Genomic DNA, 14,529 nt, shown 5'->3' with positions numbered 1-14,529 from the left:
CGAGCACCGCGTCCTGCTCGACGGCAACCGCACCGTCGTCTTCGACTGACCAGAGGCAATGACCCGGCGAGCCGCATGATCATCGCGCCTCGTGCCCCCGAACCGGTCATCGACGGTAACAGCATGAACAGCACAGCGAACGAGGCCCCCGGCCCTCCGTCCGGGGGGACGCCCGCGGGCCATGTGCAGCCGCCAGGACCATGCCTCACTGAGCAAAGGACCCACACATGGCTTTCAGGAACGTCCAGCAATCCCCTACACCCGATGAGTTGCGTGCCGACGATGCGTTGGCGGAGGTCCCTCGTGCCGAGGAACCAGCACTCCGGGAGAAGAGCGAGGCAACCATGAGTGCCTCCAGTGAGGCAGACACAGACCTCCCTGTCCTCGATCCGGACGAGGAGGAGGGTGGGCTCCCCCCGTCGGACGTCGAGTGCGAGCAGATCCTCGAAGAGCTGCGTCATGCCAGGACCGAGCAGGCAGTGGCCGAGCGCCGGAACCACAGGCTCACCCTCGACAAGGTCACGTTCGGCATCACGGGCGTCATCGCCCTCGCCTTCGTCGTCTGGGGCTTCGTGGGACGCGACAGCCTGTCCGAGACGTCCACGGGTGCTCTCAACTGGGTCATGGAGTACACGGGATGGCTGTTCATGTTCCTGGCCTCGCTCTTCGTGGTCTTCGTCCTCTGGCTGGCCCTGGGCAAGTTCGGCAACATCCCGCTGGGCAAGGACGGCGAGAAACCCGAGTTCCGGACGGTGTCCTGGGTCGCCATGATGTTCGCCGCGGGCATGGGCATCGGGCTGATGTTCTACGGGGTGGCCGAACCGCTCTACCACTACGTCTCCCCACCGCCCGGCACCGTGGACGGCCGGACCCCCGAAGCCATCCAGACCGCCATGGCGACCTCGATCTTCCACTGGACCCTGCATCCCTGGGCCATGTATGCGGTGGTCGGCATCGCCATGGCCTATGGCGCCTACCGCCTGGGCCGCCGGCAACTGATCTCCGTCGCCTTCACCTCACTCTTCGGCGTCCGGAGGGTCGAGGGTCCCCTCGGGAAGTTCATCAACATCCTGGCCATCTTCGCCACCTTGTTCGGGACCGCCGCGTCGCTGGGCCTGGGCGCCCTGCAGATCGGCAGCGGCCTGACCTCCAACGGTTGGTTCGGGGACGTCGGCACGCCCGTGCTCGTGGTGATCGTGGCCGTCCTGACACTGTGCTTCGTCGCTTCCGCCGTCTCCGGCATCAGCCGCGGCATCCAGTGGCTCTCCAACATCAACATGGTCCTGGCCGTCGTCCTCGCGCTGATCGTCTTCGTCGCCGGCCCCACACTGTTCATCCTCAACCTGATCCCCTCCGCGATCGGCGACTACGCCCGCGACCTGGCCGAGATGTCGTCCCGGACGGAAGCGGTCGGCGATGAGTCGCTGCGCAGCTGGATGACCAGCTGGACCATCTTCTACTGGGCGTGGTGGATCTCCTGGACCCCGTTCGTCGGACTCTTCATCGCCCGCATCAGCCGCGGCCGCACCATCCGCCAGTTCGTCACCGGAGTGCTGCTTGTGCCCAGTGTCGTCAGCGTGGTCTGGTTTGCCGTCTTCGGCGGCGCCGCCTTCCACGTCCAGCAGGAGGCCGACCAGGAGGGTGCGCCCGGCCTGGTGACCATGGTCGACGGGGCACCGTCCGTCAACTTCGACGGAGCACTCTTCGACCTCGTCAAGAACCTGAGCATGCCTGACTGGGCCACCACTGCCGTCATCGCCCTGGCCATGGTCCTGGTCGCCATCTTCTTCATCACCGGTGCCGACGCGGCGTCCATCGTGATGGGTTCGCTCAGCTCCAACGGAGCCGAACACCCCCGCCGCGGAGTGGTCATCTTCTGGGGCTGCCTCACCGGCGCCGTGGCCGCGGTCATGCTGCTGGCCGGCGGTGATGAGCCCTCGGAAGCCCTGGCCGGGCTGCAACGCATCACCATCGTGGCAGCGCTACCGTTCGTCATCGTCATGATGCTGCTCTGCTTCGCCCTCACCAAGGACCTGCGCCGGGACCCCCTCTCCTTGAGGCGCCGCCTGGCCACGTCGGTCGTGGAGCGGGCCATACGCACGGGCGTGGAACAGCACGGTGGTGCGCAGTTCGACCTCGTCACCAAGCACGACTGCGCCGAGCGGTGCTCGGAGTCGGCATGTCTCGGAGCGACTCCCTCGGGGAGCATGCCCATCGTCGAGGCCCGGCGCGCGGAACCCGGGAGCAGCTAGCAGGCGGCTCTTTCTGAGCTGGAGCCCTTCCCCAGGGCAGGTGGCTGGGCCCGGTGCGGGCCCAGCCACTCGCTGTGTAACCGGGTGCCGACGCCTTCGTCCTCGCTCGCGCCCTTCCATCCCTGGTCACGCCGCCCGGCGGGTGTTCGAACTGCCTCCCGGTGTCAGAGATCGTCTGCCGGCCGACCGGCGAGGATTCGATCGGCGCTGACCCGGAGGATGCCGAGCGATTCCTGGATCAGCGGTGAGGTGATGCTGCCCCGGCGCGCCGCGGCGACGATGCGGCGCGCAGGCTTACCCCGGCCGGTCAGGCGCAGCCGGACGACGTTCTCGGCACTTCGCAGCGGCGCCAGTCGCGGCAGCAGTCCCACGCCCAGCCCCGCACCGACGAAGGCGATCTGGGTCTCCCACTCGACGGCCTCATGGGCGATGCGCGGCGTCACGCCGACGGCGCGGAACGCCGCGGTGAACAGCGAATGGTAGGTGGAGCCGGCGGCCTCGGTGATCCACGGTTCCGACGCCAGCTCCTCGAGCGTCACCGTGGCCCGCGATGCCAACGGGTGGTCGGCGGGGATGATCACGTCCAGGGGATCGTCCAGCAGGACCGTCTGCTCGAAGCGCGGATCGTCCTCGGCATGGGTGTCGGACTGCATGGCGACGATGACCGCCAGGTCGATGCGCTCTGCGACCAACAGGTCGAAGCAGCGGGCCGGGTCGGCCTCGAGCACCTGCACCTCCAGCAGGGGGCGTGAGGCGCGCAGGGTGGCGGCCAGGGGTGCCAGCAGCTGGGCGGCCGCCGAGGAGAATCCGCCGAGGCCGAAATGAGACGGCATCTGGTCACCGGCCTGCATGGCCGCGGTGCGCAGGCTCTCCCACTCCGCGATCAGGGTGTCCGAACCGGTCACGAGGAACCGGCCCGTGGCGGTCAGTCTCACCCCTCGCCCGTCCTTCGTGAGCAGCTGCATTCCCAGTTCGCGCTGGAGGCCCCTCAGTTGCGCGGAGACGGCGGAGGGGGAGTACCCCGTGAGCTCCGCGGTCGCGCCGATGGTGCCACAGCGGGCGAACACCCGGAGGGTGACGAGACGTGCATCGATCATGCACATATTGTGCACGGTTATCTCCACGATCTTGCGCTTTTACCGCAGAGCGGATGTGCCTAATCTCACATATAGGACGTCTCGACCACACCGGTTGCGCCCCAGCGGGGTGCCGACGGATCCCCCACTCACCGAACCCTCCCGGGAGGAACCACATGTCTGCTCCAGTGAACGTGTCCCCCACAGCACGTGGAAAGCTCGCGTCTTCCGTGCCCGCCGAGCAGTTGGCGGAGATCGCGGAATTGTTCGAGTTCCGGCGCGCCGGATACTCCCTCGACGCACCCTTCTACACGGATCCGACGATCTTCAGCATCGACATGCAGGCCATCTTCGGACGGCACTGGATCTTCGCGGCCAGCATCGCCGAACTCCCGGAACCGGGTGACTACGTCACCGTGGACTACGGTCCCTACTCCCTGATCGTGCTGCACAACGACGACGGCGGCGTGAACGTCCTGCACAACGTGTGCCGCCACCGCGGCGCCCGCGTCCTGACCGACCCCGCGGGGACCACGGGAAACCTGGTCTGCGGTTATCACTCCTGGACCTACTCCCCCAACGGCGACCTCATCCATGCCTCGGCCCCGGGGGAAACGACGTTCGACAAGGGCTGCTTCGGCCTCAAGCGCGCCCACAGCCGCGTGGTCGCCGGACTCATCTTCGTCTGCATCGCGGATGAGCCGCCGACGGATTTCGACGACACCTCGAAGATCTTCGAGCCCTACCTCGCACCGCACGACCTGTCGAAGACGAAGATCGCCTACCAGCAGAACATCGTCGAAGAGGGCAACTGGAAGCTCGTCATGGAGAACAACCGTGAGTGCTACCACTGCGACGGTCACCCGGAGCTCGCCTGTTCCCTCTTTCCCACCTGGGGCCTCACGGAGGGCCTGATCCCGCCCCATCTCGAGGAGGTGTGGGACCGCAACAAGGAAGCACAGTCATCACTCGAGGAGCGTTGCCGCCGCTACGGTCTTCCGTACGAGGTCGTCGAGGAGCTGGACACGCGCATCGCGGGCATCCGCATCTCCCGTGAATCGCTCGACGGTGACGGCGAATCCTTCTCCCCCGACGGCCGCCGGCTGTCCAAGAAGCTGCTCGGGGACTTGCGGGACTTCCGTCTGGGCCGCTGCTCGATGCACCTGCAGCCCAACAGCTGGTTCCACTTCCTCGGGGACCACGTCATCACGTTCGGTGTCTTCCCCATCAACGAGCACCAGACGCTGGTCCGCACCACCTGGCTGGTGGCTGACGACGCCGAGGAGGGCGTCGACTACGACCTGGACAAACTCACCTACACCTGGAAGCAGACCAACCTGCAGGACAAGGCGTTCGTGGAGCTGTGCCAGCAGGGCGCCGGCAGCCCCGCCTACCAGCCCGGACCGTACATGAAGAGCGAGTACCAGGTCGAGGCGTTCATCAACTGGTACGTGCAGCGCGTGCAGGAGCACCTGGCATGACCGACCTCGTCACGGGAACGGCCACCGTGGAACCACAGCGCATCCGCGGCCTGGAGATGCCGTGGAACCGGGTGATGGCCACCACCGAGGGGCCCGCAGGCGCCGCCCGCGCCCTGGGCCCCTGGCATCCCCAGGAGTTCATGGCCGAATGCGTCGAGGTCATTCCCGAGGCCGGTGACATGATGACCTTCGTCTTCCGCCGCTGCGACGGGGCGCCGCTGGCGTTCCGTCCTGGCCAGTACGTCAACGTCGCCTTTCCGGTGAACGGCGCGGACCAGGACCCTGCGGACCGCAGCTACTCGCTGTCCAGCTCACCCACGCGACCGTGGACCTTCGACATCTCCGTCAAGCGCGACCCCACGGGACTCGTGTCACCGTGGGTCCACGAGAACGTCAGACCCGGCACCGTCCTGGAGATGCTCGGCCCCGTGGGGGCATTCCACCTGCCTGACGCCGACCGGCGGGCACGATATCTCCTGCTGGCCGCCGGCGCGGGTATCACCCCCATCATGTCGATGGTGCGGACCATCCACTCCCTGCCCGGGCAGGCCGACGTCGTGGTGTTGTACCACGGAGCGGTGGCCGGCGGTTATGCCTTCCACCAGGAGCTGGCCTACATCGCCTCCGTGGACCCGCGCATCAAGGTCTTCTGGTCCCTGGGCGACCGCAACACGCCCGAGGGCTGGGAATGGCTCACCGGACGGCTGTCGTCGGCCATGCTCGAGGAGGTCGCTCCCGACGCCAACGGCCGCCAGGTCTATGCCTGCGGACCAGAGGGTTATCTCAACACCGCCGCTGAGCTCCTCAAGAAGGTCGGTGTCGACGACACCTCCATCCACATGGAGTTCTTCTCGGGAGACCGCCAGACGCTCCTTGAATACCAGGCGGAGGTCGCGCTGGCAGCGGACATTGCCGAGGAGATCGCCGAGGAGATCGCCGATTCCGCCGAGGACTACTACGACAGCCAGCCCGCCGCGTTCGAGCTCTACGAGCCGGGTTATGACGCCGAGGGGACCCTGGAGGCAGCAGGGCTGCCGCTGGAGGCCGCCGACCCGGAGACCTCACGTCCCGACGGCGGTCCCGATGTGGAGACGGAGGCCGAGACCGTCGACGCCTCGGGCTTCGACACGGTCGGCACGGGAAGCCTCACCCTGTCCTTCATGCGCACCGGGGTCAATGTGCGCATCGACCCCGCCGACCACATCCTCGAGGTGGCCCAGCGTGCGGGTGTGAGGATCGGGGCGAACTGCAAGGAGGGAATGTGCGGCTCCTGCAAGGTGGTCAAGCTCTCCGGCGAGGTCGAGATGAACCACCAGGGCGGGATCCGTCAACGAGAGATCGATGCAGGGAAGTTCCTGCCCTGCTGCTCCACCGCCCGGACCGACCTGGTGATCGACGCCTGATCCCTCCGGCACCTCCAGGCCGGACCACCGCGTCCATCGTCCACGGAAGGAGGACGAGCGGGGCACTGCCGCCCAGGATCATTCGCTTACCGCACACCGAGGCGGGGGTCCATCGTCTCCCGCGAGAACCTGCTGGCTGATTTGAAGGTGTGGACAAGATCGGGGCTCCACACCGCTCCAGCGGCGGTCACGGAAGGACGACGAGGCACACTGAGGGTGTGAACCCTGTCGCTGAGTCTGCCGTGGGGCGAGTTCTGGTGGTGGATGATGAGAAGGCCCTGGCGCAGATCGTCGCCTCGTATCTACAGCGGGCCGGCCATGACGTCTCGACCGTCCACTCCGGCCCGGAGGCCCTGGAGGCGGTGCGGGCCCAGGACCCCGACGTGGTCGTGCTGGACTGGGCCTGCCCGGGATGGACGGGATCGAGGTGTGCCGACGGTTGCGGGCCTTCTCCCAGTGCTATGTGGTGATGCTGACCGCTCGCGGTCAGGAGCATGACAAACTGGAGGGCCTGGGGGTGGGCGCCGACGACTACCTGACCAAGCCCTTCAGCGTGCGGGAGCTGGTCGCCCGGGTGGCGGTGGTGTTGCGCAGGCCCCGTACCACCCTGGGCCACCCGGAGGCGGTGCGGTCCTTCGGGGACCTCCTCGTGGATCTCGCGGCCCACGAGGTGCGCGTGGGCGGGAGGCCGGTGGGGTTGACCCGCACCGAGTTCGATCTGCTGGCGGTCCTGTCCACCCGCCCCGGGGAGGCCCTCTCCCGTCGGGCGCTGATCGACCTGGTCTGGGATCCGGCGTGGGTGGGGGACGAGCGGATCGTGGACGTGCACCTGGGGAACATGCGCCGCAAGCTCGGAGCCGACCCGAACCGTTACGTCGAGACCGTGCGCGGGGTGGGTTACCGGATGGTGCACCGGTGAGCAGACCCGATCGCGCCCGGGGCTTGGCGGCCCGGTTCTTCCTCGCGCAACTGCTCGTGGTGGCCGCCAGTATCCTGGCGGCCGTCCTGGTCGCCCTGATCATCGGCCCCGCGGTGTTCCATGACCACCTGCTCCGCGCCGACGTGGCTCCTGATCCCAGCCAGGTGCTGCACGTGGAGAACGCCTATCGCGACGCCACCCTGTGGGCCTTGGGCGCCGGCCTGGCCACCGCCCTGGCCCTGGCCACGGCGGTGGCCTGGTTGTTCGCCCGCCGGATCCGCAGGCCCCTTGACGCCCTCACCTCCGCTGCGGCCTCGATGGCCGCCGGTCACTACAGCACGCGGGTCCCGTCCACGGATGCCGGAGTGGAGGTCGATGCGGTCTCTGCGGCCTTCAACACCATGGCCGAACGGCTGGACGGCACCGAGCGGACCCGTCGTCGCCTGATCTCGGACCTGGCCCACGAGATGCGCACCCCCGTGTCCGTGCTCGCCGTCTACCTCGACGCCCTCCACGACGGGGTCGCGGAGTGGAACACGGCGACGGGGACGGTGATGGCCGACCAACTGACCCGGTTGGCCCGACTGGTCGAGGACATGCACGAGGTCTCCCGGGCCGAGGAGGGACACCTCGACCTGGACCGTGCCCGCCGGGGGATCGTGCCACTGGCCCACGCCGCCGCCGAGGCCCATCACGAGGCCTTCGTGGCCAAGGGGGTCGATCTCCTCGTCGAGGTCCGACATGAGGCGTTCGTCATCGCGGACCGGGATCGGATAGGCCAGGTACTGGACAACCTGCTCGCCAATGCCCTGCGCCACACCCCGGCCGGCGGCCGTGTCGTGCTGAGCACGGACCTGGACTCCACGGGCCGGGCGAGCATCACCGTCTCCGACACCGGGGACGGCATCACCGCCGAGCAATTGCCCCACGTCTTCGAGCGCTTCTACCGGGGGGACTCCGCCCGAGACCGTGACCGCGGCGGTTCCGGGGTCGGCCTGGCCATCTCCCGGGCCCTGGTCGAGGCCCATGGCGGCGCCCTGACCGCCCGTTCGGACGGGACCGGGCGCGGGGCCGCCTTCACCCTCACGCTGCCTCTCTCCGCCGATTCCACCCGCGGCGAACCAGGAACCGTCACACCTTGCAACATACCCCAGGGGGGTATATACCGGACGTGTCAGGCCTCGCAGGGTGACCAGCGGGGCAACCCCGGGAAGGAGTCCGAGACCCACCGTCGCTGAGTCCGCCAGCCGCGCGGTCTCCGGCGACACCGTCCGCACTGTCCGACCCACCGCCCATCATCTCGGCTGGTCCGCCGCCGAGTGGAAGGAACGCCATGAGTCCCGCCCATCACCACGGCCCGGACGAGCACGCCGGTCATACCGGGCATGGAGAGCATGCCGGTCACGGGGGCCACGACACCCATGGCCAGGCGATGCCGCAGGGGCTCCCGCATTCGGCAGTGGACGAGGAACACCAGGTCCACTCCCACGGCCAGCACGCCGGGCACAGCGTGGCCATGTTCAAGCACCGCTTCTGGTGGTCCCTGATCCTGTCGATCCCGGTGGTGATCTTCAGCCCGATGGTCGCCCACCTGCTGGGCTACCACCTCCCCCAGTTCCCGGGTTCGGCCTGGATCGCTCCGGTGCTGGGCACGGTGATCTTCATCTACGGCGGCGCCCCGTTCCTCAAGGGCGGGCTGACCGAGCTGCGCTCCCACCAACCGGGGATGATGCTGCTGATCGCCCTGGCCATCACGGTCGCCTTCGTGGCGTCCTGGGTGACCACCCTGGGGATCGGCGGGTTCGACCTGGACTTCTGGTGGGAGCTGGCCCTGCTGGTGACCATCATGCTGCTGGGACACTGGATGGAGATGCGCGCCCTGGGCGCGGCCTCCTCGGCATTGGACGCCCTGGCCGCGCTGCTGCCGGACGAGGCCGAGAAGATCGTGGACGGGGACACCGTGACGGTGCCCATCGCCGACCTGTCGGTCGGGGACACCGTCCTGGTCCGCTCCGGGTCCCGAGTCCCCGCCGATGGACAGATCGTGGAGGGGGCCGCGGAGTTCGACGAGTCGATGATCACCGGGGAGTCCCAGGCGGTCTCCCGCGGTGAGGGTGAGACCGTGGTCGCCGGCACCGTGGCCACCGACAACTCCGTCCGGGTCCGCGTCGAGGCCATCGGAGCCGACACCGCCCTGGCCGGTATCCAGCGGATGGTGGCCGACGCCCAGGAGTCCTCCTCCCGCGCCCAGGCCCTCGCCGACCGGGCGGCGGCCCTGCTGTTCTGGTTCGCCCTGGTCGCGGGCATCCTCACCGCCATCGTCTGGACCGTGCTGGGCAGTCCCGACGACGCCGTGACCCGGACGGTGACCGTGCTGGTCATCGCCTGCCCGCACGCCCTGGGCCTGGCCATCCCGCTGGTCATCGCCATCTCCACCGAGAAGGCGGCGGCCTCGGGGGTGCTGATCAAGGACCGGCTGGCCCTGGAACGGATGCGCACCATCGACGTGGTGCTCTTCGACAAGACCGGCACCCTGACCGAGGGTGCCCACGCGGTCACCGGCACCGCCCCGATGCCAGGTGTCTCCGAGGCGCGGTTGCTGGCGGTCGCCGCGGCGGCCGAGGCCGACAGCGAGCACCCGGTCGCCCGTGCCATCGTCACCGCCGCCACCGCGCACCCGGAGGCCTCCGCCCAGCGGTTGCGCGGTACCGGCTTCACCGCGGCCAGTGGCCGCGGGGTGCGCGCCATCGTGGACGGGGCGGAGGTGCTCGTCGGTGGGCCGAACATGCTGCGCGAGTACGGGGTGGACACCCCCGTGGAGATCGCCGAGACCGCGCGGTCCTGGACTGACCGCGGCGCCGGGGTGCTGCACGTGGTGGCCGACGGTGAGGTCATCGGGGCCCTGGCCGTGGAGGACCAGGTCCGTCCGGAGTCCCGGGCCGCCGTGAAGGCGCTGCAGGACCGGGGGGTCACGGTGGCCATGATCACGGGCGACGCCACCCAGGTCGCCCGGGCCGTGGGGGCGGACCTGGGCATCGACGAGGTCTTCGCCGAGGTCCTCCCCCAGGACAAGGACACCAAGGTCACCGACCTGCAGGTCCGCGGACTGAGCGTGGCCATGGTCGGTGACGGCGTCAACGACGCCCCGGCCCTGGCCCGCGCCGACGTCGGCATCGCCATCGGCGCCGGGACCGACGTGGCCATGGAATCGGCCGGCGTCGTCCTGGCCGGCAACGACCCCCGTGCCGTGCTGTCGATGATCGAGCTCTCCCACGCCAGCTATCGCAAGATGATCCAGAACCTCGTCTGGGCCGCCGGCTACAACGTCATCTCCGTCCCGCTGGCCGCCGGCCTGCTCGCCCCGTTCGGGTTCGTGCTCTCCCCCGCGGTCGGCGCGATCCTGATGTCGGCCTCCACCATCGTGGTGGCCCTCAACGCCCAGCTGCTGCGCCGGATCACCCTCGACCCCGCCCATCTGGCCCCACTCGGCGCCCAGGACCGGCACGCCGACCGGCGGGCCGTCCGGGCTGCCACCCACTGACCCACCCCCCACCACGAAGGAGAACCACTCCCATGAAGCGCACCACCACCCTGACCGGCCTGGCCCTGACCGCGGCCCTGGCCCTGACGGCCTGCGGCGGCACCGACACCAGCGGTGGTACGGGCACCACCTCGACACCGACCACCTCGGCGGCGGAGGCCTCACCGACCCCCACCGGCACCGCCTCGGGTTCGACCGGGGAGGTCTCGGCAGAGCACAACGACGCCGACGTCATGTTCGCCCAGATGATGATCCCCCACCACCAGCAGGCCGTGGAGATGAGCGAGATGCTGCTGGGCAAGACCGACATCCCGGCCGAGGTGACGGAGTTCGCGCAACAGGTCATCGACGCCCAGGGCCCGGAGATCGACCGGATGCACACCATGCTCGACACCTGGGGTGCCAGCGCAGCCTCAGAGGCCGAGGTGGAGGGCATGGACCATGGCGCGGGGACAGGCTCCGGGATGACCGGCATGATGAGCGACGAGGACATGCGCCGGCTGGATCAGGCCCAGGGCACCGAGGCCGCCCGCCTGTACCTGGAACAGATGACCACCCATCACGAGGGTGCCGTGGAGATGGCACGGGAGCAGGTCGAGACCGGCCAGAACCCGCAGGCACAGGCGCTGGCCCAGGAGGTCATCGACGCCCAGCAGGCGGAGATCGCGCAGATGCGCACGATGCTCGACTCCCTCTGATCCGGTCCGCGCCCCGGCCGACGGCGGCGGGGCGCGGATCCCGGAGAGGCGGCTCGACGGGTTCAGGCCACCTCGATCGTGCCCATCATGCCGAGGTCCTCGTGGTCGAGGATGTGGCAATGGAACACGGTGCGGCCGGTGAAGTCCCCGAAGGCCACGCGGACCCTCACCTGCCCGAAGGCCGGGACGTTCACGACGTCGGCCCAGCGGGGCTCGTCCTGCGCGCCGTCGCCGTCGTCGATCACCTGGACGGGCCAGACGTGCAGGTGGACCGGGTGATCCATGGGCGAGGAGTTGACCAGGGTCCATTCCTCGACATCTCCGGCGCGCACGCTGACGTCGGTGCGCTCGGCGTCGAACTCCTGGCCGTTGATGGTGAAGGACATCATGGCACCGTTGCCCATCATCCCCCCTCCCATACCGCCCATCGCGAAGTCGAGGGTGCGCCGTCGGGCCACGTCTTCCCCCCGCAGGTCCCGCGGTTCCGGCACCGCCTCCACCGCACCGCGCCGGTCGACCGGTTTCCCGCCGACCTCCAGGCGCAACAGCTCCAGGGGTCCGCCACCCCCGGGACGCCTCCCGCCCATCATCCCGGGCATCGCCCCGCGGTCCACGGGGGCGGCCACGAGCGTGGAGGTGCCCTCGGTGGCCTCGACCAAAATCTCCGCCCGGTTGCCCGGCGCCAGGTCGACCGTCGAGGTCTCCACGGGTTCGCGCAGCCGGCCCTGGTCCCGGGCCAGCAGCAGCATCGTCTGGCCCTCCAGCCTGAGGCGCAGGAAACGGGAGGGGCAGGCATTGACGATCCGCCAGCGCTCACGCTCCCCCGGTGCGGCCTCGAGTCGCGGCCGCACCTGGCCGTTGACCAGCACCAGCCGGCCTTCCCGCCCCATCATCCGCTCCCTCGGCGACGGCTCCGCGAGGTCCCCGTCGGCCGTGAGCAGGGGGTCGGAGACCACGAGGACGCGTTCGCGCGTGACCGGCACCGGTTGCGTGTCCCGGACGATGATCACCCCGTACAGGCCGGCCGCGAGTTGCTCGGCCACGTGGCCGTGGTGGTGCGGGTGGTACCAATAGGTTCCGGGCGGATGGTCGTCCGGCAGGACGAACTCGTAGTCGTGGGCCTCCCCCGGGGCGATCGTCACGAAGGGGTCGTCGCCGGCTCCCCGGGGGGAGACGTGCAGGCCGTGGACGTGGAGGTTGGTGGGTCCGGCCAGGCGGTTGCTCATGCGGATCCGCAGGGTGTCCCCGGCGGAGACCTCCACGGTGGGGCCCGGGAGCGAACCGTTGAAGGTCCACACGCTGGCGGACCGGCCATCGATCGTGACGGTGGTCGGTGCAGCCTCCAGGCCGAGCTCCAGCACTCCGTCGGCACTGGCGACCACCTGTGGTTCGGCCCATGCCCCCGGACCGGTCCCGTCCCCTGCGGCGGATCCGTCCGTCGTCGGACGGATCCGCGGAGAACGAGGCGCGCCCTGGGGACGGCGCCCCTGCCACAGCCCGATGGCACCGACCGCGGTCATCGTGGCGCCGGCCAGTCCCCACCCGATCACCTGCCGCCGGGTGGGCTGGCTCACGGCGTCTCTCCCTCCAGGGTGCGCCGGCGTTCGTGGAACTCCTCGGCACTGATCTCCCCGCGGGCGTAGCGCTCCTCGAGGATCTCCCGGGCCCTGGACGTCGCCGCACCGGCCGGCGGGGTGCGCGGCCCGTCCGGGCGGCCCGCGCCCGGGCCCCCGCGGACCAGCACCAGGACGAGGAGGATCACCAGCACGACTACCCCGACGATCAGCAGGATCCAGAACAGCCAGGCCCAGCCCATCGCCCAGCCCATGCCGTCGCCCCACATCATGACGTTCTCCTCGCTCGTGTGGTTCCGTTCCCTAGGGTGTGCCCTGCAGGCCCCCGTCGCGGGCGCGCAGGGACTCCAGCACCGACCGCAACCGGGTGCCGGCGTCGTCGGCCACCTCCTGGACGGGACCGCTCCCGCTCAGGGTGACCATGGTCTGTGGGTCGATGGCCTCCACCGTGGTCGCCCTCGCACCGGCGGCTCGGCGGACCACCACGTTGCACGGCAGGAGCGCACCCATCTCCGGTTCGGCCGCCAGTGCCTTGCTGGCCAGACCGGGGTTGCAGGCACCCAGGATCACGTAGTCGCCGACCGCCTCGGCGGCCTCGGCCCCCAGCTTCTTCTCGAACGTGGCCCGGACGTCGATCTCTGTCAGGATGCCGAAGCCCTGTTCGGACAGTGCCTCGCGAGTGCGCTCGACGGCGTCCTGATAGGACAGGTCGACGGTGATGGCATGGGTGTAGGTCATCGGTCAATTCCTCTCGTGATAACGATCGGCGGGGTGTGGCCCGGCCGTCAATCAGCGGGACACGGCCGGTTCGCGCATGCCTTGTCCGGTCCCGTCGTCGTGGTGGCCGCCCGGCCTGCGCGGGCGCCCGGTCCCGTCAGCCGAGGGTTGCCAGCAGGTCCGCGCAGGCCTGTTCGCACCGACGGCAGGCCTCGGCACAGACCCTGCAGTGCTCGTGCATGCTCCCGTGGGAGGCGCACTCGTCCCCGCATCCCTTGCACGCCGCGCGGCAGGCCTCGAGCAGGGCCCGGACGGTCTCCGCGTTGGTCCCGGTCTGCCGCGACAGCACCCGGCCCGTGACGATGCAGAGATCGGCACAGTCCAGGTTGAGCCGGATGCACTGCCTCAGGTCCGCGACCATGTCCTCGGCCAGGCAGGCATCGGCACACGCCGTGCACGTCTGGGCGCACTCGAAACAGGCCTCGATGCACTCGGCCAGCTTCTGCCGGTCGATGGTGCCCAGGTCCTTCGGGTAGGTCTGAAGCATCGAGCTCACGTGATGGGTCATGACATGTTCCTTCCGTGATGTCCATGAACGACGAACCGGTCAACGCCAGCCCGCCACACGTCCGACCGTAGGTCCCGGGCATCGATCACCTCAAGGACTCGTCCATGAAGGTTCCATGAAGCTGGGCGCACGAGCCGGGCAGCACCTGACGATTCTCACCGCACGCCGATCCATCGCCCGACAGCGTCCGACAGCGCCCGACAGTGTCCGACGACATGGTGCGCGGCGGACACCGGTGCCCAGGCCCTCACCCGCGTTGACGTGATCGACCCCGCGCAGTGCCCCTGCCGTCGCCGTACT

General features: G+C 69.4%; 12 protein-coding genes and 1 pseudogene. 8 read left to right on the top strand and 5 right to left on the bottom strand.

Going from position 1 to position 14,529, the window contains the following annotated elements:
- Positions 1-227 precede the first annotated feature (227 nt).
- The gene (locus tag PLJ28_RS07325; RefSeq protein ID WP_183525181.1) at positions 228-2,252 is read left to right on the top strand and encodes a BCCT family transporter; all 2,025 of its coding nucleotides are present in this window, start codon (positions 228-230) and stop codon (positions 2,250-2,252) included.
- A 164-nt stretch (positions 2,253-2,416) separates the two neighbouring features.
- Here the strand turns inward: PLJ28_RS07325 and PLJ28_RS07320 are convergent, their stop codons facing one another.
- Positions 2,417-3,349, bottom strand: coding sequence for a LysR family transcriptional regulator (locus tag PLJ28_RS07320; RefSeq protein ID WP_324590008.1), 933 nt, complete (start codon positions 3,347-3,349; stop codon positions 2,417-2,419).
- 155 nt (positions 3,350-3,504) lie between these two features.
- Here PLJ28_RS07320 and PLJ28_RS07315 point away from each other — a divergent pair, with 155 nt between their 5' ends.
- The 7 genes and pseudogenes from PLJ28_RS07315 to PLJ28_RS07290 all read left to right on the top strand — a co-directional run bounded on the left by PLJ28_RS07315 (position 3,505) and on the right by PLJ28_RS07290 (position 11,370).
- Positions 3,505-4,809 carry an aromatic ring-hydroxylating oxygenase subunit alpha gene (locus tag PLJ28_RS07315; protein WP_183525175.1) on the top strand — a complete coding sequence of 435 codons (1,305 nt, stop codon included), beginning with the start codon at positions 3,505-3,507 and terminating at the stop codon, positions 4,807-4,809.
- Positions 4,806-6,212 carry a ferredoxin reductase gene (locus PLJ28_RS07310; RefSeq protein ID WP_183525172.1) on the top strand — a complete coding sequence of 469 codons (1,407 nt, stop codon included), beginning with the start codon at positions 4,806-4,808 and terminating at the stop codon, positions 6,210-6,212. Before PLJ28_RS07315 ends, PLJ28_RS07310 begins: the two co-directional genes overlap by 4 nt.
- Positions 6,213-6,361: 149 nt before the next feature.
- Positions 6,362-6,729, top strand: a pseudogene (locus tag PLJ28_RS15985) (response regulator); the annotation flags it as partial.
- Positions 6,730-7,131, top strand: a complete 402-nt coding sequence (locus PLJ28_RS15980; protein ID WP_366134262.1) for a winged helix-turn-helix domain-containing protein — start codon at positions 6,730-6,732, stop codon at positions 7,129-7,131. It begins immediately after the preceding pseudogene.
- Positions 7,128-8,369 (top strand): sensor histidine kinase, encoded by a 1,242-nt coding sequence (locus PLJ28_RS07300; protein WP_298044312.1) that lies wholly within the window; start codon positions 7,128-7,130, stop codon positions 8,367-8,369. The genes PLJ28_RS15980 and PLJ28_RS07300 overlap by 4 nt, the downstream gene beginning before the upstream one ends.
- A 278-nt stretch (positions 8,370-8,647) precedes the next feature.
- On the top strand, positions 8,648-10,672 hold the full coding sequence (locus PLJ28_RS07295; RefSeq protein ID WP_221243528.1) for a copper-translocating P-type ATPase: 2,025 nt from the start codon (positions 8,648-8,650) through the stop codon (positions 10,670-10,672).
- Positions 10,673-10,704: 32 nt separating this feature from the next.
- Positions 10,705-11,370 carry a DUF305 domain-containing protein gene (locus PLJ28_RS07290; protein ID WP_183525166.1) on the top strand — a complete coding sequence of 222 codons (666 nt, stop codon included), beginning with the start codon at positions 10,705-10,707 and terminating at the stop codon, positions 11,368-11,370.
- A gap of 62 nt (positions 11,371-11,432) precedes the next feature.
- On the opposite strand, the gene PLJ28_RS07285 is transcribed toward PLJ28_RS07290, so the two are convergent.
- From PLJ28_RS07285 to PLJ28_RS07270, 4 genes are all read right to left on the bottom strand, one after another.
- The gene (locus PLJ28_RS07285; RefSeq protein WP_324590007.1) at positions 11,433-12,944 is read right to left on the bottom strand and encodes a multicopper oxidase family protein; all 1,512 of its coding nucleotides are present in this window, start codon (positions 12,942-12,944) and stop codon (positions 11,433-11,435) included.
- A complete protein-coding gene (locus tag PLJ28_RS07280) occupies positions 12,941-13,216 on the bottom strand; it encodes an SHOCT domain-containing protein (protein ID WP_183525159.1) in 276 nt (91 codons plus the stop codon). Before PLJ28_RS07280 ends, PLJ28_RS07285 begins: the two co-directional genes overlap by 4 nt.
- A gap of 31 nt (positions 13,217-13,247) precedes the next feature.
- Entirely contained in the window at positions 13,248-13,682 is a 435-nt protein-coding gene (locus PLJ28_RS07275) for a DUF302 domain-containing protein (RefSeq protein WP_183525156.1), read from the bottom strand.
- A 136-nt stretch (positions 13,683-13,818) separates the two neighbouring features.
- The gene (locus tag PLJ28_RS07270) at positions 13,819-14,229 is read right to left on the bottom strand and encodes a four-helix bundle copper-binding protein (RefSeq protein ID WP_183525153.1); all 411 of its coding nucleotides are present in this window, start codon (positions 14,227-14,229) and stop codon (positions 13,819-13,821) included.
- Positions 14,230-14,529: the final 300 nt, after the last annotated feature.

The sequence above is a fragment of the Citricoccus sp. genome (genome assembly GCF_035445025.1).
Classification (GTDB): domain Bacteria; phylum Actinomycetota; class Actinomycetes; order Actinomycetales; family Micrococcaceae; genus Citricoccus.
The sequence above is the reverse complement of the archived record's forward strand: the minus strand, read 5'-3'. Positions and strand labels throughout refer to the sequence as shown.

Coding starts and splice junctions, on each gene's coding strand:
- PLJ28_RS07295 (WP_221243528.1), top strand. CDS start 8,648: ATGTTCAAGCACCGCTTCTGGTGGTCCCTGATCCTGTCGATCCCGGTG.
- PLJ28_RS07310 (WP_183525172.1), top strand. CDS start 4,806: ATGACCGACCTCGTCACGGGAACGGCCACCGTGGAACCACAGCGCATC.
- PLJ28_RS07315 (WP_183525175.1), top strand. CDS start 3,505: ATGTCTGCTCCAGTGAACGTGTCCCCCACAGCACGTGGAAAGCTCGCG.
- PLJ28_RS07290 (WP_183525166.1), top strand. CDS start 10,705: ATGAAGCGCACCACCACCCTGACCGGCCTGGCCCTGACCGCGGCCCTG.
- PLJ28_RS07270 (WP_183525153.1), bottom strand. CDS start 14,229: ATGACCCATCACGTGAGCTCGATGCTTCAGACCTACCCGAAGGACCTG.
- PLJ28_RS07275 (WP_183525156.1), bottom strand. CDS start 13,682: ATGACCTACACCCATGCCATCACCGTCGACCTGTCCTATCAGGACGCC.
- PLJ28_RS07320 (WP_324590008.1), bottom strand. CDS start 3,349: ATGATCGATGCACGTCTCGTCACCCTCCGGGTGTTCGCCCGCTGTGGC.
- PLJ28_RS07280 (WP_183525159.1), bottom strand. CDS start 13,216: ATGATGTGGGGCGACGGCATGGGCTGGGCGATGGGCTGGGCCTGGCTG.
- PLJ28_RS07325 (WP_183525181.1), top strand. CDS start 228: ATGGCTTTCAGGAACGTCCAGCAATCCCCTACACCCGATGAGTTGCGT.